At 34.7% G+C, this 23,102-nt stretch carries 18 protein-coding genes and 1 tRNA gene; all 19 read left to right on the top strand.

Annotation, left to right across the window (positions count from 1 at the left end):
* Entirely contained in the window at nt 1-507 is a 507-nt protein-coding gene (locus tag KW2_RS08945; protein ID WP_011835805.1) for an HK97 gp10 family phage protein, read from the top strand.
* Nucleotides 504-899 (top strand): DUF806 family protein, encoded by a 396-nt coding sequence (locus KW2_RS08940; protein WP_021037726.1) that lies wholly within the window; start codon nt 504-506, stop codon nt 897-899. Before KW2_RS08945 ends, KW2_RS08940 begins: the two co-directional genes overlap by 4 nt.
* A gap of 30 nt (nt 900-929) precedes the next feature.
* On the top strand, nt 930-1,565 hold the full coding sequence (locus tag KW2_RS08935; protein WP_021037725.1) for a phage tail protein: 636 nt from the start codon (nt 930-932) through the stop codon (nt 1,563-1,565).
* A gap of 109 nt (nt 1,566-1,674) precedes the next feature.
* Nucleotides 1,675-2,091: a phage tail assembly chaperone gene (locus KW2_RS08930; RefSeq protein ID WP_021037724.1), complete on the top strand. Its 417-nt coding sequence runs from the start codon at nt 1,675-1,677 to the stop codon at nt 2,089-2,091.
* 229 nt (nt 2,092-2,320) lie between these two features.
* Nucleotides 2,321-2,998 carry a DUF4352 domain-containing protein gene (locus tag KW2_RS08925; RefSeq protein WP_021037723.1) on the top strand — a complete coding sequence of 226 codons (678 nt, stop codon included), beginning with the start codon at nt 2,321-2,323 and terminating at the stop codon, nt 2,996-2,998.
* A gap of 80 nt (nt 2,999-3,078) precedes the next feature.
* Nucleotides 3,079-8,238, top strand: coding sequence for a phage tail tape measure protein (locus KW2_RS08920; protein WP_021037722.1), 5,160 nt, complete (start codon nt 3,079-3,081; stop codon nt 8,236-8,238).
* Nucleotides 8,235-9,881 (top strand): distal tail protein Dit, encoded by a 1,647-nt coding sequence (locus tag KW2_RS08915; RefSeq protein WP_021037721.1) that lies wholly within the window; start codon nt 8,235-8,237, stop codon nt 9,879-9,881. Before KW2_RS08920 ends, KW2_RS08915 begins: the two co-directional genes overlap by 4 nt.
* 104 nt (nt 9,882-9,985) lie before the next feature.
* Nucleotides 9,986-12,526 carry a hypothetical protein gene (locus tag KW2_RS12160; protein WP_187288327.1) on the top strand — a complete coding sequence of 847 codons (2,541 nt, stop codon included), beginning with the start codon at nt 9,986-9,988 and terminating at the stop codon, nt 12,524-12,526.
* Between the two features lie 12 nt (nt 12,527-12,538).
* Entirely contained in the window at nt 12,539-12,775 is a 237-nt protein-coding gene (locus KW2_RS08905) for a hypothetical protein (protein WP_021037719.1), read from the top strand.
* 12 nt (nt 12,776-12,787) lie between these two features.
* Nucleotides 12,788-13,138, top strand: coding sequence for a hypothetical protein (locus KW2_RS08900; RefSeq protein ID WP_021037718.1), 351 nt, complete (start codon nt 12,788-12,790; stop codon nt 13,136-13,138).
* Between the two features lie 12 nt (nt 13,139-13,150).
* Nucleotides 13,151-13,603 carry a phage holin gene (locus KW2_RS08895; protein WP_021037717.1) on the top strand — a complete coding sequence of 151 codons (453 nt, stop codon included), beginning with the start codon at nt 13,151-13,153 and terminating at the stop codon, nt 13,601-13,603.
* Nucleotide 13,604: 1 nt separating this feature from the next.
* Nucleotides 13,605-14,468, top strand: coding sequence for a GH25 family lysozyme (locus KW2_RS08890; protein WP_021037716.1), 864 nt, complete (start codon nt 13,605-13,607; stop codon nt 14,466-14,468).
* An 899-nt stretch (nt 14,469-15,367) separates the two neighbouring features.
* Nucleotides 15,368-15,428, top strand: a tRNA-OTHER gene (locus tag KW2_RS08885).
* A gap of 511 nt (nt 15,429-15,939) precedes the next feature.
* Nucleotides 15,940-16,230, top strand: a complete 291-nt coding sequence (locus tag KW2_RS08880; protein ID WP_011835708.1) for a WXG100 family type VII secretion target — start codon at nt 15,940-15,942, stop codon at nt 16,228-16,230.
* Between the two features lie 107 nt (nt 16,231-16,337).
* On the top strand, nt 16,338-16,808 hold the full coding sequence (gene essA / locus KW2_RS08875; RefSeq protein WP_011835707.1) for a type VII secretion protein EssA: 471 nt from the start codon (nt 16,338-16,340) through the stop codon (nt 16,806-16,808).
* Nucleotides 16,808-17,071, top strand: coding sequence for an EsaB/YukD family protein (locus tag KW2_RS08870; protein WP_011835706.1), 264 nt, complete (start codon nt 16,808-16,810; stop codon nt 17,069-17,071). The genes essA and KW2_RS08870 overlap by 1 nt, the downstream gene beginning before the upstream one ends.
* A complete protein-coding gene (essB, locus tag KW2_RS08865; RefSeq protein WP_021037715.1) occupies nt 17,058-18,185 on the top strand; it encodes a type VII secretion protein EssB in 1,128 nt (375 codons plus the stop codon). The genes KW2_RS08870 and essB overlap by 14 nt, the downstream gene beginning before the upstream one ends.
* A gap of 1 nt (nt 18,186) precedes the next feature.
* Nucleotides 18,187-22,665, top strand: a complete 4,479-nt coding sequence (gene essC / locus KW2_RS08860; RefSeq protein WP_021037714.1) for a type VII secretion protein EssC — start codon at nt 18,187-18,189, stop codon at nt 22,663-22,665.
* 5 nt (nt 22,666-22,670) lie between these two features.
* Nucleotides 22,671-23,102 carry a DUF4176 domain-containing protein gene (locus KW2_RS08855; protein ID WP_021037713.1) on the top strand — a complete coding sequence of 144 codons (432 nt, stop codon included), beginning with the start codon at nt 22,671-22,673 and terminating at the stop codon, nt 23,100-23,102.

Below are 23,102 nucleotides of genomic sequence, written 5' to 3'. Positions count from 1 at the left end.
ATGGCTACTTTTGAGGAAGCAATGCAACTAATCATTAATCAAGCAGAATCATTAAGCACAAAGATGACTGTAGAAGATAAAGCCGAAGTTACAAAGGCAGGCGCTAAAGTTTTTGAGCAAGCATTGGCTTATGAAGTTAGAAATAGGCACTACCGCCATCGTGATACTGGAGAAGATCCACATTTAGCAGATAGTATTGTTATGAAAAATAAGAATATTGACGGAGTTAAAGATGGTCAAAGTGTTGTAGGATGGGAAAGAAGTACGGAAAAAGGTACTCATACAAAAGGATATATTGCCAATATCATTAATAATGGTAGTCGTTTTCCTCAGTTTACAACACGTTCTGGAAGAAAATATAAAAAGCCTGGTGAAGTTGCAGTTCATGCAGATCATTTTATTGAAGAAACAAGAAAAAATCCTATTGTTCAGCAAGGAATATTAAAAGCAGAAGCTGAGGCAATGAGGAAAATAATTAATAGAAAAAAGAAGGAGAGTAACTTATGAAAAGACCAGTTGAAATTGTTCAAGACATAATTGCAGCTAGTGACTTTCCGCATGATGAAATCTTTCTTGATTCTATCCCCAAAGAAGAAGAACATTCTATTAATGAAACTCAGGTTTTACTTACAGAATCAGATAATGGTCCTAATGATTATGGTAACTCAGATTTTATTTCACTCATGTATGGTGTTTATATTCAAATCTTTTACTCGAACGCTGAAGATTCGGATATAAATATTGTTCAAAGCGAAATTAATCTGATGAAATCATTTATAAATAATGATTGGCTTATTGCGCAATCAAAAAGTCACTATATAGACCCTGACACAGGTCAAATTATTAAAAATTTAACGGTGCAACGCATCATGACGTTAAGCGAGATAGCAAATAGCTAACTCGCTTTTTATTTAAGAAAGGAATTTAAAATGGCAACAAAAGGTTTAAAAATGGTTACACTTGCTCTATTGGATGATAATGGAGCGATCGTTAAAGGAGAAGGTGGTTTATCTACCAATGGAGTCTTCCCAATTACTGATGAAATGTTAGGTACAAAAACTGCAAACATCACTAATGTATCAAGTGCTCCAACAATGATTTATGGTAATGATGGTCAAGTAGATGCAGATATTGCAAAAGGTACTCCTTCAGTAGCTTTTGACTTTAATGGTCTACCAGTAGCGATTAAAAACAAATTGCTTGGCCGTGTTAATGATGGTAAAGGTGGTTATACACAAGGAAGTGTTCCAAAAGTAGCAGCCTTGATTCAAACAACTACAATCGGTACTGGTAATCCGCAATATGTTGGATTCGCTGCTGGTAAAATGAACGAAACAGCGTTGAACTTGCAAACTAATACTAATGCAAATGTTCGTGTTGACGATGCGTTAACGTTTACAGCATTTTCTGTAAGCCGTTGGGGTGGAGAAGCTATCAAATTCTATGATGGTGGGGATGAAAACTTTACTGAAACAACAATGATGGCAGATGTATTTAATGGTTACGATTCAACAACTACAACTACTACTACATCATCTACAACAACAACTACCTCACACGCATAATTAAAGGGCGGAGAAATCCGCTTTTTATATGGGATAGATAGACGGTCTATTATATTAGGTTCGATACCTGACTATTCCTTTACAAAAAGTAAAATAGAGGAGATATACAATGAAATTATCATTACCAGAAATTAGAGAAGAATCATTTGAAGTTAAAACTTCAATTAAGAACATTAAAAAAATGCATGCCTACCAATTGGAACTAGCAAAAAGCCAAGAAAAACTTGCTTCAGTTCAGGATGGAACACTAGAAGAATTAACAAAAGCAATCGCTCTTGATGATATGTCAGTAATTAATAATGCTGAAAAATTTATTACTGAAATTCTAGGTTTAAATAAAAAAGAAGTAGATAAATTAGAAGAATTTGACCGTGGTCAATTTATGAATTTGCAATCTAAACTTGTTCTTTCACTTCAAGGGTATGATGATGATCAAATCGATACTATGTTTACTGAGGAGGTTGACTCTGCCGAAAAAAAAGTTCAAGCATTGAAGAACGAAAAGTCTACCACAACAATCAATTAATAGATTTACAACTATTTGAAAAAAATATTATCGAAAATTGGCACTGGACATTAGAGCAAGTAGATAATCATGATTATTATGACTTAATTGATGTATTTAAAGCGAATGAAGATAATAAGATGGCTTCATTTGATGATTTGAAGAAGATGTTTGGGCAATAATAATTGTTCTCTTGTAATATGCAGTATATAGGGGTATAATTTACTTATTAAAAATCAGGAGAAATTAAATGAAAAAGTTATCATTATTGGGGATTGCTTGCTTATCTATTTTAGTACTTGCATCATGCGGAGAAAAAAGTAATCAATCATCTAAAAATAGTTCTTCATCAACAAGCCAAAGTCAATCATCTAGTTCCCATGATAAATCATACTATGAAAACCAAGAAAAAGATTCATTGAAGAATTTGAAAACACTTGTTGAAAATGGCGCTTTAAGTAATGATGATGCTAAAAAAATGTTTCAAAAAGAACAACTAGATGATGCAAAACATGGATATAAATCAACTTTAAGTTGGGTAGATATTAATGATAAATCTAGCGAAGATCCATCAACAAGTAATTTAAAAGTTGGTAATACGGCAACTACTGAATCAGGAAATGAAATTACAGTTACTGCTATAACAGAAAACGCACAAGTTGAATTGGATGATGCAAAAAATGGGGAGACAGCTTTAGAAGTTGATTTAACGCTTACTAATAAGGGAAATGACTCTCAATACTTCAACCCTTCAGATCCATCAGTATTTGATTCACAAAGCAATACATTGAATTTAGATTCTGCAACTTATGGTAACGATATCCCAGATATAGCTCCAGGAATAACAGCTAAAATAAAATTATATTATGATAATCCAGGAACAGGTCCATATAAAGTTACCTATGGTAATGCTGTTTGGAGTAACTAAACTAAACTCAATTAAATAAAAATAAAACGTCTAAATAAATTAGGCGTTTTTTTGTACTCAAAAATTAGAAAGGAGTAAAAATGGCAGATATAATGGTTGATTCAGTCACCACAGGGATTGACTTGAATGAGACAAAGGCTGTTGAGGCTATCAACCGCTTAAAATCAGCAGTTAAAGATAGTACTCGTGAATGGCAGATTAATGAAGCACAGGCTAAATCTGCTGGAGATGCTGTTTCTGCATCAAAATATCGCTATGAAGGTCTTAGTGAAGCAATGGAAAAGCAAAAAGCTTATATTGCTAACCTTTCAGAAGGTATGAAGACAATCAATAGAGATACTGATGCTGGTGAGAAAGCTTATCAAAAATATAATGCTCAGTTAACCACGGCGGAACGGTCTCTTGCCTCAATGACTGGGCAATTAAACCGTGCTAAATCAGCTTATGAATATCAACAAACAGGAATTGAAGATTTAAATAAATCTCTCAGTGCTAATGATAAACTCATGCAGTCTCAAATTGATTTATATGAGAAGACTCGTAATAAAATGGGAGCTGCTAAAGCCGAAGTTTCTGGTCTATCTACTTCATACGCAAAGCAAACTGAAATTTATAGAGCCCAAGTAACTGAGCTTAAACGGTTAGAAGCTGCTGAGGGTACAAGTTCAGAAACTCTTGTTAAGCAAAAAACAAGGGTAAATGAAGCTGCTTCGTCATTATTAAACTATAGAAATAAACTCTTAGAAGCTAACTTGGCAGTTACAAAGATGCAGCCGTTTAATTCCGAGTCTCTCATTGGTAAAGGCCTAAATACTGTTTATCAAACGACTGAAAAAGCTACAACGGCTATGGCAGCAGGATACCAAAAAGTAAAAAATGCAGCATATCAGAGCGCTTTTGGTATTGCAGCAATTGGAGCGGCAGCTATAAAAGGTTCTCAAATGGCTGCTGATTTACAAGACAGTTATATTAGAACAGCAAATCTTGCCGTAACCGGTGGAGAAAAAGTTGCGGAAGTAACGAAAAATGTTGCTCAAATGCAAAAAGATGGCGCTAAATACTCTGTTGAATATGGTAAATCTCAAGCAGAAATTGCAGAAGGATATCAAGAACTTATTAAACGCGGATATACATCTACTGAAGCTTTAGGTGCTATGCGTTCAGAATTACAAGCCTCTGTTGCTTCTGGCGATGATTTTAATAATGTATTGAGCGTAACCTCCCAAGTTGTTGATGCTTACGGTATGCGTACTGATAATGCAGCACAAATGACTAAAAATACAAAAGATGTAGTTAATCAATTAGCTTATGCAGCAGATATGACAGCGACAGATTTTGCAAGCATGGGTAAAGCTATGGAGTATGTTGGTGACTCATCTCATTCAGCAGGTTTTCAACTATCAGAGGCGTCTTCAGCAATTGGTATTCTTTCGAACCACGGTTTAGAAGCTGATAAAGCTGGTACTGGACTTCGTAAAGTAATTAACTCAATTACTGGTGCATTAAGTGATCAGTCAGCTAGCCAAGAAGATGCTGCTAAATCAGAGTCTGCACTTAATGAAAAAATTGCAGAGCACCAAAAGAAACTTGAAGAAGCTCAAGCGGTTGTTAATTCTGGTACAGGGAATACTAAAGCAGCAACTAAAGCTATTGAAAAGCAAAAAGAAGCAATAGGGAAGCTTCAAGATAAAGTAGAGCAATTGCAATCTGGTGGTGCTGCCAAAGATATGCTTTCTAAACTTGGAATTAAAAATAGTGATTTAGTAGATGCTAATGGTAACCTAAGGGATTTAACAACTATTATGTCCATAGTAAATGATCATACAAAAAATATGGGAACTGCTGAAAAAAACTCTGTTTTTCAACAATTATTTGGAACAACAGGGCAACAAGCTGGTATTATTCTCGCTCAAAATAATAAAGAACTTGAAGAGCTAAATAATAAAGTAAAAAACTCTGCTGATGGTCAAGGATATGTTGCAAATCTTGCCAAGAAAAATATGGGATCGGTTAAGTCGGAGATAAAACAATTCAAGGCAGCTGGTGAGGCTGTTTTAATTATGATTGGTCAAAAGTTCTTGCCAGTTTTATCTGACGCAGCTACTTCAATGGCTAAGGCTTTTAATTCTAAAGAAGGTAAGCAAGGGCTTGAAGAAATAGCTAGTTGGATTGCGGAAATATTTCAAAAGCTCGTTGATACCGTAAAATTTATCGGGGAACATAAAGATTTTGTTGTAAATACAGCAAAAGTTTTCGCTAGTATTTGGGCAGTTAATAAAATTGGCGATGCTCTATCGATGGTTAAAAAAATTAATAATGAACTTAAAATAATGTCAGGTATTAATGCTTTATCTGATGCATTATCTGGCGGAGGCATTAAAACATCTATAGGTAAAGGCGTCGCCGCTGAAGCTGAAACAGTTGCTTCGACAGTAACAAAAGGGGGCTTAGCTACTGAAAGTGAAGCACTTGTTGCTTCTGGTGGCTTATCAAAAATATCTTCCGCTGGTTTATCAAAAATATCTGCAATTCTTCCAAGATTAATGAGCTTAGCTCCATTAGTGGCTGGATTGGGAATTGCTTCAAATGTTGGTGGAGAATTATTAAGTAAAGATAGTAATGTTCACAAAGGAGATGTTGTTGGAGGAACATTAGGTGGAGCAGCTGCTGGAGCAGCAATAGGTTCAATAATTCCTGGTGTTGGAACTGTAATTGGGGCGTCTCTTGGAGGACTAGCTGGATCATCGTATGGTAAAAAGCTTGGTGATACCGTTAGAGAAATGATTAAAGATGCAAAAGATAAAAGTGAGAAATTACCTATTGTTGATTTCGACCCAAAAGCACCAACAAAAGATATGAAAGAGTTCTCTAAGGACTACCAAGGCTTCTTGGATAAAATCAAAAAATCAGCAACTATTGATATTGTAGATGAGAAATCACTTGAAAAAGCTAAGAAAGCAACTGCTGATGCTTATGCGAAGATGTCCAAAGATATTGATAAGTTTTATCAAAATCAAGAAAAGGATTCTAAAAAGCAAGTTGACCTTCTAGTTAAAAATGGTGTATTGAGTCAAGCACAGGCTGACAAATTAAACAAAGGCCAAAAAGATTCAGATGAGAAACAAAAAAATGCTCAGAAGAAGAATCTTGATGAGATGAAGAAAAATACTGATAATTACTATGCTAGTGTTTCTAAAGAGCAAAAAAGAGCTAATGACGCTAACACAAGATTAACTAAAGATCATGATGCTGAAATTAAAAAAATTAAATCCGGAAGTACCGACGCTCTTTTAGCATTGGAAAAGAAATACGGTAAAAATTCACCTCAATATCAAAAAGAGATGATGGCTGAAATTTTAAGAGCAACAAATTCTTTTGATAATAAGCAAGAGCAAAATAAAAAAGAGCATAGTAACAATATGAATAAGATTGAAAAAGACTATGCTAAAACACAAACAAAATCTGAAGAGCAGATGAATAATCAAATCAATACTGCTACTAAGATCGCTCAAAATAAACAACTTGATTTACTTGATGATTTAAAAAATAAAAAAGGTAAATTAAATCAAAAACAATTAATTGATACGCTTGAAAAGGCTGATGATGAATATAAAGGAGTTAAGGATAAGGCTCAAAAGCAAAAAGATGAAGCTGTTAAAGCAGCTAACGAAAAATACAAGAAGACAGTAGCAGCAGCGGACAAAGAACGTGCAGAAAATGGATCAATGTCTAAAGCCCAATATGATGAAATTGTAAAAAATGCTCAAAAACAACGTGATGGAGCAATTTCAGCAGCAAAAAAACAACAAGAAGATGTTACTGATAAGGCTCAAAAAACTCATGACAAAACTGTAGAATTAGCTAATGATAAAGCCGATAAAAATGTTAAAGCTGCAGCTAAAGAACAAGGAGAAACAGTTGACCAATATAGTAAAGGATTTAGAAATTCACGAGATTTAATTAATTCATTTATTGATGGAATTAATGGAGTCCTTAACTTCTTACATAAGGGTTGGGGAAATATTGGGCATGTAAGCCTCAAAGGTTTTGCGACAGGTACTCGTGGTTTAACGCAAGATGAAACAGCTTTAGTTGGTGAAGAAGGGTTTGAACTTGCTCACCATCCAAGCCGTGGTATTTTTGCAGTTGGACAACAGGGCCCTGAAATTCGTAACTTGAAAGCTGGTACTTCGATTCTTCCTCACTCAATGTCAAAAGAATTCTTATCATTAACAGCTAATTTACCTGCTCATGCTGACGGTGTATCTGGCTTCTTATCAGATGCGCTTGGATGGGTTAAATCAACCTATAAAGATGTCACAAGTGTTATTTCGAAAGGGCCAAAAGGGGTTGTAGAAGCTATTTATAATGGATTAGGATTAGATAATTTAGAAAACGACTTTCCGCCAGTTGTAACTAGGATGGCAAAAGGTTCTGCTCAAACTGCTGAGGATAATTTTATTAAATTCTTAAAATCATTCTTCAAAAAAGCTGAATCAGATGCAGGAGGTTCACAAGGTTCACCATCTGGTTCTGGTGTTCAACGTTGGGCTGGACAAGTTAAACAGGCGCTTGCAGCTAACGGCTTGAGTACAAGCCAAGATATGATTGACCGTGTACTTCGCCAAATCGCAACAGAATCAAGCGGTAATGAAAAGGCAGTACAAGGAAATATCGGAGATATTAACAATATCACTGGTGACCTTGCAAAAGGATTAATGCAAACAATTTCCTCAACTTTCAATGCTAATAAATTCCCCGGTCATGGGGATATTTTTAACGGTTACGATAACTTATTAGCTGCTCTTAATTATGCTAAAAGCCGTTATGGTTCAAGCTTATCATTCCTTGGGAATGGACATGGTTATGAAAATGGTGGAGTCATTGATGCACATGGATTTTATGAAATAGCTGAAGGAAATCGTCCTGAAATGGTTATTCCGCTTGACCCTCAAAAGAAGTCAAGAGCGACTCAACTTTTGAACCAAGCAAATAGAACTATTAATGCTAATAATTATGAAAAAAATTCTAATAGTAATATGGAATTTGCTTTAACTCAAGCTGTTAGTCTACTTTCTCAAGTTCTTGGAGCGACAAAAGAACAAACAACAGCTCTTAAAAATCAACCTGCACCAATTATTGATGAAAATAGTTTCTTTAAAGGTGCAGCTCCAACAATTAAAAAAACACAGGATTCATACCAAAATAGAAAAAATAGATTAGGAGGTATTATGATTTGACATTTACGATAAGTTTTAATGGTCAAAATATTTCCGACTTGGTAGATGGATTTACTTCAATCGAACGAAATTTTGGCTCAACATGGACAAATAATCTTGGACCAGAAGGAACTACAAGATATGGTCAAGAATTTGTTAATAATTATATTAATGCGAAAACAATTACAATTTCTTTCATTAAAGATGGTATTCCGAAAGATTGGGTTAATATTCGCCAACAAATTGCTAGTGTTTTGGATGTTTCAACTCCTTCACCATTAATTTTTAGTGATGAGCCAAATAAAGTTTGGTATGCATTGCCTGATCAGTTACCTACTTTTTCTGAAGATATATCTTCTTTAAGGGCAACAGGAACCCTAACATTCTTAGTTCCCTCAGGTGTTGCTATCTCAAGCTATACACAAGAATTGAATTCAAATAATTCAGGAGGAACAAATGGTTCCATTACAGTTAATTCAGATAACTCAGTAGATGTTTTGATTAATAATCAAGGGACTATTCCTGCATATCCTACGTTTAAATTTACTCATAAATCTGATAATGCATTTATAGGTATTGCAGGTCAAAATGGAGTTGTTGGATTGGGAAGTCAGGATCAAACTTTGATTGACTCAAAAACAACTGAAACAACAAGAGTAGAATCTCAATGGCTTTTAAACCCATCTGGTATAAGCCAAAATAGTAATTTTAGTGGACATTTTAATGTGGCTAATGATGTTGGCAACCCTCAAAATGGTCAATTATTAACTGCAGGAAATCTTGTTTTTAAAAATGATGGATTAAGATTACAAGATGGTGGTGTTCCTCCGTCTAGCGGAACATGGTCAATGCAAGGGGCAATGCAAGTCTATAATGTTCCAGCTGATAAAATAGGAAATGTTGGAACAGCTAATTTTACTTCAACATTTAATATTTGGGCGCAAGCAACAAAAATGGGGCAAACTGGGCTGATGCAAGTTTTATTTTGTGATTCTAACAATAAACTTATGGCTGGATTAGGAATATATAAAGATGATACAAGAGGAAATAGCTTTAGAACTCAACTTTATATTGGGGGTAATCATCCCAGAACATGGAAAACATTTGGACCAGGAGGACAAGAATTAAATAATGGTGGTCATGGAGATGGGAAAGTTCCTAATCCAAACTTATATTTTAATTCTACAACTGGATATTTTACAATTCAAAAGAAAGATAGAGTTTTCAATTTTACATTTGGCAATAGAGGAGGAAATTACCCTATTACTATTCCAGAGCTTGGAAGTACTAAATGTACAAAAGTATTTATATATATGGGGCAACTAAAAGGAAGAGATGTCAACACACAATATATAACAAATCTATCACTTAGAATGTTTAATTTTCAAAAGAATGATGTTACCAAAACAATTGATAGCAATACAGATGTTACAACATTTATTCCAGCAGATAATCATCATTATGGTAATAGTGAAGTTGTTGTAGTAAATATGAGTAGTTCAAAAATATATAGAAGAGAAGGACTTACAATTGCTAATGATGAGATGATTACTGGTTCAGAACCATTTTCAGTTCCTCCAGGTCAATCAATTGTTAATTGCTCATTTGGAGATAATGCAGTGCCTCCTGATATTGATGTGACTTGGAAAGAAAGGTATCTATAATGCAATTAAATATTCATGACTCAACATTAAAAAGAATTGGTTTTATCAATAATGATCTACCAGATGCACTTCACTATTTTAATGATAATTGGCATCGTTATTTAGTGGAGGGAACATCTACTTTTGACTTTTCTGTTAATAAGGTAAATCCTGATTATGCCTTGTTGACTTTACAAAGCTATATAAGCTTTAGTTACGATGATGAAGATTATTTATTTAATATAATTAATATTCAACAAGATCATTATTCAATGCAATTACAATGCGAAAATTTAAATCTTGAACTGATTAGTGAGGATGTAGAACCATATAATAATAATCTTCGCCATAGTATTGTTTGGTATCTTAAAAATGCAGCTAAAATTACAGATAATGTTGTTGAAATAGGTAATAATCCTTTTTCAACTATTGATGAAGATACATCTAATCCAATACTCTCTTTTGATAGTACCGAAACAAAACTAGCTCGTATAATTTCTATTTGTAATAGTTTTAAGGCTGAATTTCAATTTAAAACAAATCTAAAAGATGACGGAACACTTCAAAATATAACATTAGATTTATATCAAACTGGAGGAGTTGGTCAATTAAGAAAAGATGTAACGTTATATTATGGTAAAAATATTAATGGTATAACCTCAACTGGAGATAGAACATCTACATTTTTTAATTCAACTACTGTTACTGATTCAAACAACAAATATAATTGGTTATCAATAGAAGGAAAATATTATAATTCTGATGGCCAATTAGAATTTTATAAAGATGCTGGTAGTAATACAGCATATGCTCCTTTATCAAGAGATATGTTTCCTTCTCAAATCCTATCTACATCTTCAGATCAATATACTAATAAAAATGTTCAAACATCCGCAAGTTCAAATGATGATTTATGGGATTATGCTGTAAGCCAGTTTAAACTATATGCTTATCCTCAAATGACTTATGAAGTAGTAGTATCAGTAAATGCTGTTACAAGTGCTCTTGGAAATGACAAAAAGCTAAATATTGGAGATACAATAATTGTTCAAGACTCAACTTTTGACAAGTCAGATGGTGGATTAATTTTATCAGCAAGAGTATCTGAACAAGAAATAAGTTTTACTAATCCATTAAATAATAAAATAACCTTTACTAATTTTGTTAAATTAAAAAGTGAAATTTCTGCCGATTTATATGGCAGAATGAAAGATTTAGTTGACCAAAACATACCCTATAAGGCGGAAGTAGAAACTACTAACGGATTACAATTTAAGAACGGTAAGGGTTCAACGACCTTAACTGCTCGAATTTATTTCGGGTCAGATTCTTCAGAAACTAAAGCCGATAGTTATGAGTGGAGAAAGGATGGAACTCTTGTAGCAAACGTTCAAGAAATTACTGTGGACGCTAGTGGAATTGATGGAAAAGCGGTCTATGCTTATAAAGCTACTGTTAATGAAAAAGTAGTCGGCACTGCTTCGGTTACGATAACCAACGTAAATGATGGAGAAAATGGCACAGACGGGACAGATGGACGCTCAGTGACTGGTATCGAACAGAAATATCAACTCACACAAACCGATGCAACTCCTGCCAATCCTTGGGAAGATGAAGTTTGGCAAACGAGTCAGCCAAAAATGACTGCTACTAATAAATACCTTTGGTCCATCACTCGAACAACTTTCAACCAAGCTCCTTTAACACAAGATATTGTGGAACAAAAAGCAGTTTATGGCGATTCAGGGGAAGATGGTTCGGATGGTGATCCAGGTAAAATTGTTTCTGATGAAGAACCTACCACAAAATTTAAAGGTTTAACTTGGAAATATATAGGAATTACAGCAGTTGATGCTTCTGACGGAACTAACATCCAACCAAATACTGAGTATTATTGGAATGGCAAAAATTGGGTTATTAATCTTATAAATGCAAAAAACATCATCACAGAGACATTAACCGCATTAGGAGATGTAACCGCGGGGTCATTCACGCTAAAAAATGGAGATACGGGCATGTCTGTTAAAGATGGGACTGTTAAATCATGGGGTGTGTCCAAAAAACCTGATCCTTCAGTTCCTGGAGGGTACTCTAATACGAGTGTAGGAGCTACTCTTGATTCTGGCAATTTGATTTTCTATAGTGCTGATTATAATACAGTCTCTAATGATGGGGAAGTTATTGATCCAGCTAAAAAAGCAGTTTTACTTAGTATGGATAATCATAACACTCAATCTAATGCAGTTACTTTGGTTTTAGAATCTGCTAGACCTAATTTTCAATTTTTGATAGTTGGAAAAACAGTTTTGCAAGGCGACGTGACAGTCTATGGTGAAATTAGACAAACTTCTAAGACTGCTTCCGTAACAATTGGCGCTGGCTTAACCTTAAGTTTAGAACGGCGTGGGGAAATGGTAATTGCAATTTTGACAGGGACGATTAATTCATCGCTTACTTCTGGTCAACAATTCGGTGTGGGTAAAATTCCGTTAGGCTATCGACCTAATAAATCAGTAAATATACCGGCACATATGACTTCGAGCTTTAATAGTTCGCATATTGATGCTGGAATTGACGGGGTTTGTACTTGGTTTGGACCGGCAACAAGTAGCGGATATCCTCGGGGGACGCAAACATGGTTTACCGATGATGCCTCACCGGCATAACAAGGAGAAAAAATGAAAAAGAACAAACAGACTCAAGAAACTACCGACATTATTATCGGCGATAATATCGTTGCTAACCTTAGCTTTACCGCTTATGAAACGGGAGCTTTAGAAGCACAGCTAACAATTAATGGCCCACAAGATTTTCATAATTCAGAAGAAGCTAAAAATGAGCTAAACGAATTAATATCAGAAGCGTTTGAGGCTTCAAAAAATAAACTGGCCACTTATGAAGTGCCAGAAAAATAGAAAGCAGGGGTTATGGAATTAGAACAACTTGTGGAGCAACACGAGGACAAGCTCAAGCAACATGACAAAGAATTATCTCGACTTAATGATATGTCGGTTGAAATGCAAAAGCAAATGAATGACGGTCTGACTCGTGTGGATGAATCAAATCGCTTTTTAAGAGAACAGAATACTCGTCAATCTGAACAAAATGCTCAAATATTGCAAGCTGTTCTTAAAGGAAACGAGAGTTCAGATGAACGACAATTTCAATTGAAGCTGCTTGATAAAAGCAATATCTGGAAGCTTATCTTTGGGATAGGTGGCTCCTCTGCAATTATTTTTGCACTGGTAAAAGAAGTCATCGAACTAATTTTTAAATAAGGAGAAAACAAAATGGATCAAAATTTAATGACAATCTTTAGCGGTATTTTAACTTTAGTAGGAACAGTAGTGTCTTACTTCATTTCACAGGCTGCTAAAAAGCATAGCAATGTAAAAAACATCGATGCTTTAGCCAAATTGGCAAATCAAGGTGTGACTTGGGCAGAAAAGAACTTCAACGAGAACCCTGAGAAGTTGTCTGAAGCTATTAACTATGTGACAGAAGAGGCTAAACGAATTAAAATCAAAACCAATCCAGCTCAGATTGAAGCTCAGATTGAAACATCATTAGCTCAGTTGAAAAAGAATTTCACTTCTGACCCGGTTAAAACTGTTAAAGAGGTTACTGAAAAAGCAGTTGAAGTTACTGGTCAAGTTGCTCAAGCAACGCAGAAAGCGGCTGACATTATTTTTCCAATTATTGAAGAAGTAGAAAAATCAGAACCAACAGAACAAGGAGAATGATATGAACGGAATTGACATTTCCAGCTATCAAGCAGAATTAAACGCTGGAATTGTTCCCTCAGATTTCGTCATTATAAAGGCTACAGAGGGAACTAACTATATAAATCCAACTTGGGAAGAGCAAGCTGGACAAGTGATTCAAACAAATAAGCTTCTGGGTTTCTATCATTTTGCCAGCGTAGGAAATCCAATCGCAGAAGCTGATTTTTTTATCAGTGTTGTTAAAAATTATATTGGCAAAGCAGTTCTTGTTTTAGACTTTGAAGCTGGGGCAATTAATGCATGGGGAAATGTTGGCGCCCGTCAATTTCTGAATCGAGTAAAAGAAAAAACTGGAATCAATCCGATGATTTACATGTCATCAGATGTTACTCGCCAGTTTAACTGGAGTACGATTTCAAGTACTAACCCTTTATGGGTTGCGCAATATGCCTCTATGAATCCTACAGGTTATCAATCTGAACCGTGGACTGACGGAAAAGGGTACGGTTACGGTGCTTGGAGTTCAGCGGCTATCCACCAGTATAGTTCAGCTGGTTCACTTGCTAATTGGAGCGGTAATCTTGATATAAATCTTGCTTATATCAATGCCAATCAATGGAAATCACTAGCAGGAAGCGGAAGCACTAGCAATTCAATAACTACAGAAGATATTAATATAAATAATACAATAGAATATGAGGAAGAAGAAATGCACTTTATTCAAACAGTTGATACAAAGCGAATCTATATGATTAATGCTGGAATGTATTCGTGGATTACAGACCCAGGAATGTGGACTAATTATCAAAAAGCATTCCCTAAAGCACCAGTTATTCCACTATATCAAGCACAAATGGAAAAACTATATCGTAAAAATGTGTAAATTAAAATCCTGACTTCGGTCAGGGCTTTTTTTGTTAATAAATGTTACTTCGTCATTTTATTGATATTGTTATAATGATGGAATCATGAATGCTATTCCAATTACAAATACAAATAGCTAAGTGTTTATGAAGAGATAAAGCGCCCTTTTCCAAAGCGAGGGCGTTTTTTCTTTACAACGGAAACGGAAAGTTATATAATGTTCTTATTCCAAAAAACTTTTTTCATAAAGTTTACTCCGAGCGTCCCTCTCCTAACTGGGGCGCTTTTTTATTGACAAAGAATAATGATAGCGCTATAATAAATTATCCTGATATTTTATTCCTAGAGTTTTCTTCATCCATGAGAAGCTCGTTATAAAATTTTTCTTAAATGCCTCCTCCCCCTTATGAGGCATTTTTTTATATAAAAAAGCACTAGCATTAAGCCAGTGCCGAAAAGTGATTAGAGCAAGGTATGAATAATATAGTATAAAACTAGATTAACTTGCACTAACTATTATAATATTAACAATTTTATGAACAATTGTCAATGATATTATGCTATAATGTATTCGGGATGTTTGTGAGATTTCATCCTATTTCTAGAGTTAAGCTGCTCTTCGGAGTGGCTTTTTTCAAATAAAAAAGCTCTAGCTGGATGACTTCAAGGAGTCCAACTAGAGGATGATGAGTGTTAGTACAAATTCAGAAAAAATTTCGTATATACAAAAAATAAGAGGTACTAACAATTTAAATATTATCAATTTTTTAGACAATTGTCAATTATTTATAGTAGTGTGTTATAACGTATTTAGTGGATGAGAAATTGATTTCTTTTACAGTATCTTTGATAATCTGCAGTTCCGTCCACATATATCTTATATAATAACCAAGATAAGTGCTACAGATTATCATACTAGGTTCTTTAGTTCAGTTGGTAGCTAACCGTTCGGTCGCTGGTTCGAGTCCAGCAAGAACCATAAATAAAAGGGGCAAAAAAGGGGCATAAGTCTTAAACTTCTATATGAATCTGGTACGTTTTTAAAAATGTTCTAGGAGTGTTTATGCTTATGTATCAATGTTTTAGGTCATATCATGAGATTAAGTAATTCCATTTTTCAATGGAAGGTTCTATTGGGTAAAATTCCCAAAAATCAGTACAAGTTACAGATTTATAATTTTAAAAATACTATTAAACGTTTCTTTATTAATAAGAAGCGTTTTTTTGTTGCCATCAAATCATTTGGAAAAATAGTAAGAAGCGGCAAATATAAGAATAGCGGTAAAGAAAGTATCAAAAAGTAATGTAATAGAAATTATTTGTCTATTTTAGTTCTTTTAGTTTGCATTTTAAGAACAAAAAAATTATTGGCATAACAAATCCATTGTGATAAAATAAACTTGTAAAAAAATTGGAGTCTATATAACACATGTGTTAGAGAATGAGTTGTATTGATTACAACAACATTAATTTTTTAAGGAGAATTTAAAATGGGAGCTATTTCCGTAACGCCTGCTGAGCTAAAACAACAAGCACAAGTTTACATTCAATCTAAAGAGCAAATTGAACAAGCCATTCAACGAGTGAATTCTATGAATTCTACAATTGCTGAAGAGTGGAAAGGTCAAGCCTTTCAAGCATACTTAGAACAATATAATCAATTAGAACAAAATGTTCGTAAATTTGAAGAATTGCTCGAAAGTATCAACCAACAGTTGAATAAATATGCTGATACTGTTGAAGAACGCGATGCACAAGATGCTCAAAGTTTTGGATTTTAATGATGAGCACCCCCTGCGGTGCTCTTTTATTTTGGCTCTTTCTAAAGGTAGATATGAAAAGGGGCAAGGAGTATAGGGCCTCATAAACCTTATTTTATGGAGATTAAATGAAAAAACGAAAAGTATTTTTAATATTTAGTGGACTATTCTTGTTTTTTTATAGTCCTTTTGTTGTTTTAGCTGATAGTGATGGAAGTTTACAGCTTAACTCTGACATGATTACCACTCAATCAGGAGCTGGTTCTAGTACCTCAGATTTTGCTATTCGCTCTCAACTTTTCTCAAAAGATTTAGATAAGAAAACACAAGAAAAAGCCAGAAATACTGAAGAAGCAACAAAGCATGTTAATGATATAGACTTCAGTAAAAAAAGTCAAAATAAACTCTATAAAACGAATTATCAAAGTCTTAAAACGAAATTATTTAGAGATTATAGTCAGACAAATGTAGCATCAACTGAATCGAAGAAAGACTCTAAGAATAATGGAATGTTAATACTTTTACTTCTGACATTACCATTAATGATTTTAACCGGATATGTTGCTAGAAGTTTGACACGTAGAAAGAGAAGGAAATAATGAAAGACCACGTTGAAATTAGTTTGGAGTGGCTAGGAAAACAAGTCGATTTAGCTGTTCCTTCAAATGTTACTTCAAGACGCTTAATTGAATTGTTAGCCCAAGCTTTTAAAGCAAACGGGCAAAACTTGCCGGAGCAATGGAGTTTTATTGTTAAAGGAAAATCAGTTGCCTTAGGAAGCGGACTAACCTTGAAAGAGTTAGGGTTGGGAAATGGAGATATTTTACAACTCATTGTAGGAGAAGAAGATGAAATTATTTGATGGACAGAACACATTAGCAGTTGAGAGAAAAGAGAATCAGTTTATTGTTTTCTTAACAGGCACACAAGTCAACCAACAAGAACTAGAATTTATTAAAAGTAAAACAAAGCTTGAAAGTTCTGAAGATGAAGAATATGCTTTTCAAATTTCTTATGATTTATCTAATAGAGAAAAGAGTTTAATGTCACTTATCCTAGAAAGAAAATCAGAACTTGAACGCCTAGAATTGATTTTACAATTAAAAAATCTAACTGCTCATAATTCAGGTTATAAAGTACCTTTTGTTCATCCGGAGAATATCTTTCTAATTGATGGGAACTTTTCTTATGTTCATATTGGGATAAGAGAAGGAGTGGCTCCAATGAACTTTGATTCTGAATTATTCTTATCACAATATAAAGCACTAAGTTTAGCAATATTAAATCCTAAAATTTCTTACGATAACTTTGTAAATGGTGAAACGAGCTTGAGAGATAAATTTAGTCAAGCGATTGCATCATGTGATTCTTTTGAGGAAATTCAACACTTAGTAGAAGCAAAATTGAGTAAAGAAAAGCAAAAGGAAGCAGCGGCCTTAGTTAAAGTTTCTAAAGGACGCTATCGCTTCTTTAAATATGCTGGATCAGTGGCAGTAATTGGAGCAATTGCGATGGCTGTTTTGACAGTCATTGACCAAAAAACTACAATCCCTAAACAAAAGGCAATCATGAGTGCGCAAGCGGATTTTATCACAAATCATTATGATAAAACATTGGATGATTTGAAATCTTACCAACCGAATCAACTCTCTAAAGATGCTCGTTTTGTCCTAGCTTCTTCATCAATTAATCTGGCAAATCTGAGTCAAACACAAAAAGCTGCCGTTTTAAATAATATCTCATCTACAACTGATAACAATACCTTGAATTATTGGATTTATCAAGGACGAGGTGAATTTGAAAAAGCTTTGAACTTAGCTAAAAACATTGGAGACGACCAACTGACATTGCTTGCATATACAGATTTATATCAAGCTACAAAACTAAATACTTCAATGAATGGTGATGAAAAACAGAAAAAACTTGAAGAATATAACAAACAAATTCAAGAGCTAAGTAAGAGTTTAGGAAAATAATATGAAAGAACTATTTGAATTAGAAAATTCCCAAAAAGAGAATCAAAATTTCTTGTATGAAGTCCGTCATCCCGAAGACATTCTCTACGTTATTTTCATCTTAAAAGACCAGTTGGAACGCGTGACTCTCACAAAATCGCAAATGACTGTAACTTATGAAAATTTGATGTTTGGGATTGTAAATGACCATGTTTTAGTAAATGGTGGCAGAGTTTCTAAAGGTAAAAATGAAGTTGAAGGGCTCGCATTCATCGTTTTTGCTGCGCAAGATTTGCATACTCACTTCTTGCTTTTGGATAATCAAGAACTTATAATTCATAATCAAAATGAACATCGTGCAATCCAAACTTTGGATGATTCACTTGTAATTATTGATAATGAGGATGAAAAGCATCCTAGAGCACTTATTAAACCTCTTGGAGATTTTGTCTATTATAATAATGAAAAGTTGACCAATAGCCTTAGTCGAGAGGTTAATATTGGAGATAGTATTCTCACACCAGATCTTATGGTAGAGAGACGCTCAGAACAATGGAAAGTAACTTCATTTGCTCGCGATATTATTTTTAATCCAGAGTTTTTCTTAGAGCAACATCGTAAACTTGAAAAACCGCAAGATTTTCCAGAATATCGCCGTTCTCCCCGTTTAAATTTAGAAATTCCTGAAGAAAAATTTAAATACGAAAAAATTGAAGATAAAGAACAAGCACCTAAAGGTGGTTTAGTAAAAGCAATTTTACCACCAGTAGGGATGCTAGCAGCCGGGAGTATTACGACTCTTATGTCTGGACGTAATCCTCTCATGATGATGGCAACAGCACTGGCCAGTTTGATGACAGTAACCTTTACGGTAACCCAATATCGGACAGAGAAAAAAGACCGTTTGGAGAGAGAGAGCCATCGTGAAGAAGACTATCAGGCCTATCTTTCGAAGATAACCTCTAAAATAGGTCAGGCACATCGACAAGAAAACGAAATCATCCATTATCAACAACCCTCACCACAAGAATTGCTAGAGATGATTGAAAAATATGATTCGCGTCTTTATGAACGGATGATTAATAATAAAGATTTCTTACAAATCTCATTAGGAACAGGAACTCAGCCGTCAGGTTTGAAAGTTGAAACAGACTACACTTCTCGTGATGAAGACGAGTGGGCCACACACGTTAAAAAATTAGTTGAAAAGTATAGTCAACAAGAAGATGTACCTATTGCTTTAGATTTAAGAAGTCAAACCCTAGGATTAATTGGTAATTACGATGTTTTAAAAGATACAATTTCAAACCTTTATCTTCAAATGGCCTTCTTCCAATCCTATCGTGACCTCAATTTCATAACATTGGTACCTGAAAAGTCTTACGCAAAAGATTGGCAACAATGGCGTTTCCTTCCTCATTTTAAAGTTCAAGGAATTAACACACGAGGAATCGTGCATAATGCTAAGTCAAGAGATATTGTTTTGTCAAGCTTTTATCAAATTATCAACTCGAGAAAACAAGAATTAAATGCTGCTGGTCGGGAAAAACCAACTTTTCTCCCTCATTTTGTCTTCACGATTTTGGATGATTCTTACCTTGCTGGTCATGGGCTCAACGAGTTTTTAGCTGAGGATATGTCCGATTTAGGGGTGACAGTGATTTGGGCTAAAGAAGATAAAAAGCTTTTACCTGAAACAATCACGGCCCTTGTTGAAGTTAAAAATCAACAAGCAGGCGTTTTGATTCAAGATAATGGACATCATTTGGATAAAGTTTACAAACCTTATCCTCAACTTGAAAATAAAGAAAACTATGAAGTAATTCTTCGCCAAATGTCTAGCTTAGAACATATGGAAGTAGAAAAAAATGCAATTCCAGAGCGGTTGAGCTTACTTGAGCAGTACCTTGTTGAAACAGTTGAAGATTTAAATGTTTCTGAACGCTGGGCGCAGGCGGAACCAAGTAAATCAATCGCGTCTATGATAGGATGGAAAGGGAAAAAAGAATTCGCTTTTTGGGATTTACATGAACAAGTTCATGGACCTCATGCAATCGTCGGAGGGACTTCTGGTTCAGGTAAATCTGAATTCTTAACAACTTTCTTAATGGGGCTTGCCATTAACTTTTCACCAGAAGACATCGGAATGTTGATTATCGACTGGAAAGGGGGAGGAATTGCTGATACTCTAGCTGACCTTCCTCATTTCATGGGTTCAATCACGAACTTAGACGGTGCCGGAACAGCAAGAGCTTTAGCTTCTATTAACGCCGAACTCAAAAAACGTCAACGTGAATTCAGAGAGTACGGAGTAAGTAATATTGCTGGCTATACCAAACTCTATCGTGAACGTAACAATCCACGCGAGGGTGTGAATTATCCACATAAACCACTGCCACACTTGATGCTTGTTTCTGATGAATTTGCCGAATTAAAAGAAAATGTACCGGAATTCTTAGATGAATTAACCTCAGTTGCACGTATCGGACGGTCACTTGGGGTTCACTTGATTCTTGCCACACAAAAACCTGATGGTGTCGTCAATGATCAAATTGATGCCAATGCAAAATCTAAAGTTGCCCTCAAAATGTCAGATGAGGCCAATTCTAAAGCTTTGATTAAAACAGGAGATGCTGCTCACATCACTAATGCAGGGCGTGGATATCTTCGAGTAGGGGAAAGTGAAGTTTATGAACTCTTCCAATCAGGTTATGGGGGTGTTGATTACAACCCTCATGCGACAACCGAAGAAATCAAAGATGAACGGATTTACCGCGTTAATGAATCTGGACAATGGGAATTGCTTTATGACCCACGTGAAGACCTCATTGACCAAGGAGCAGTCAAGGAAGATGTACCGACACAATTAGAAGCGACAATAGAAGAAATTGCCAAAAATTTTGAGAACTCAAGCTACACAAAACCTGATAAACCGTGGCTACCAAATCTTGGCGAAGCAATTGTCACAGCGGAACCTAAAACTAAGAAAAAACGAAATCTCTCAATTCCTTTGGGATTATTGGATATTCCAAGTATGCAAAGTCAAGAAGTTTACAACTACAACTTGGAAGAAACCTCTCATACCGTTATTTTTTCTAGTCCAGGCTTTGGGAAGTCAGTGACTCTTCAAACAATGGTTATGAATCTGGCAAGACAAAATACTCCAGAACAAGTACAATTTAATTTATTTGATTTTGGGACTAATGGTTTACTACCACTTAAAAATCTCCCCCATGTGGCGGATATTGTGACTTTAGAAGAAAATGAAAAGTTACAGAAAATGTTTAACCGTTTGGAACAAAATTTAGCAGAACGTAAGGCACTTTTCAAAAAAGAAGGTGTTGCGAATATTAATCAATACCAGGCTAAAACTAAGCAGAAACTACCGATTCTTGTCAATGTTCTAGATTCATATGATGGTTTAAGCCAAAACGATAATCGTAAAGATAATATTGATAATCTTTTAATGAAAGTTTTGCGTGAAGGAGCAGCAGTCGGAATTTATTTAGTCATTACTGCTGGACGTTACAATGCCATTCGGATGAACATGATGGCAAATATCCAAACTAAAATGGCACTCTTTCTTAATGAAGACGGTGATTTAAGTAATTTATTTGGACGTGATAAGTTAGAACAAGTAGAGCTTCCAGGACGTGCTCAAATTAAACTAGACCAACCACTCGCCCTTCAAATATACTTACCAGTAAAAGGAGAAAGCGAAGTTGAAGTATTGGCAGCACTCGAACAAGAGATCACAGCAATGAACGACTCTTGGTCTGGAAGTTTGCCAGATGAGATTCCAATGGTTCCAGATGATTTAGATGTAAAAACTTTTGATAATTATATTTCAGAAGAAACTGGTAATGTTTTATACTTTGGTTTAAATAAAGCAAGCTCTGAACCAGAAATATTTGAACTTTTCAAGGGGAAAACATTAGGTATTTTTCCGGAATCATCTAAACAAGCAAAAATGATTTATCCTTTCTTAACAAACCAAATTTTAAAACAAGTATCTAGTGAAAATATTATTGTTATTGATACAAATAATAGTTTAGAGTTTTTGATGAAGAATGTTTCGCTTTACATTGGTAAAAAAATGCTTGTGGCAGAATCTCAACTTGTTAAAGAAGCTTTGGAAGATTTAATAGAAAAGAATGAGGAAAATCAACAATTAGTTATCATTAATGGCATTTCAGATATTTTTGAAAAATTAATGATGAGTCCTGATCAAGTATTAGAAATCATTGGACTTCAAAATACTAGTGTTCAACTTGTTTTCATGGATAACATGTCTCGAATTGCAAATAGTTATAGTATTACAGGACCTTTGAAAGAAAATACCTACCAACTCCTTTTTGGCGGTGATTTGAACACGCAACGATTCATTGATAATTTACCAATGGATGTAAAAAAAGAAGTTCATGCTAAGAATGTCCTTCATTCTATTAAAGATGAGGAACTATTCAATATTGTTATTCCAACAGAGAAAGAAGGAGAATGATAGATATGGCATTGAAATTAATTGGAAATCTTTTAGGATTGGGATCAATTGTCAAGATCGAAACTGACAATAATTCAGGACTTTACGTTGTTTTAGCAAGAGGAGCAATGAGAGAAGGTGAGGATGAAGCAGTACCAAGATATTTGGTTGGTCCACACCCATTTGGTGAAGCACCCGATCAAGAGACATTCCCTCTAATTGATTCTGAAATTGAAGAAGTGGTTTTTGAAGGTTATACTGATGAGGCAGATGAAGAATTCTTAAAGGATTTATTGTATCAGATGGAAAATGGACGAAGGCCTTCTAAAGTTGCTAGCCAATTTAAAGAAGCTCTAACGGAAATTCCAGAAGCTGAAGAATCTGATGAAGAAGTGTCGGAAGAAATGACAATGGGAAAAATTGACCCGTTTTATAAACTTCGTAGTCTAGCGCAATAA

This window comes from Lactococcus cremoris subsp. cremoris KW2, assembly GCF_000468955.1.
GTDB lineage: Bacteria > Bacillota > Bacilli > Lactobacillales > Streptococcaceae > Lactococcus > Lactococcus cremoris.
Note: the sequence above shows the minus strand (reverse complement) of the source record. Positions and strands in the feature narration are given on the sequence as shown.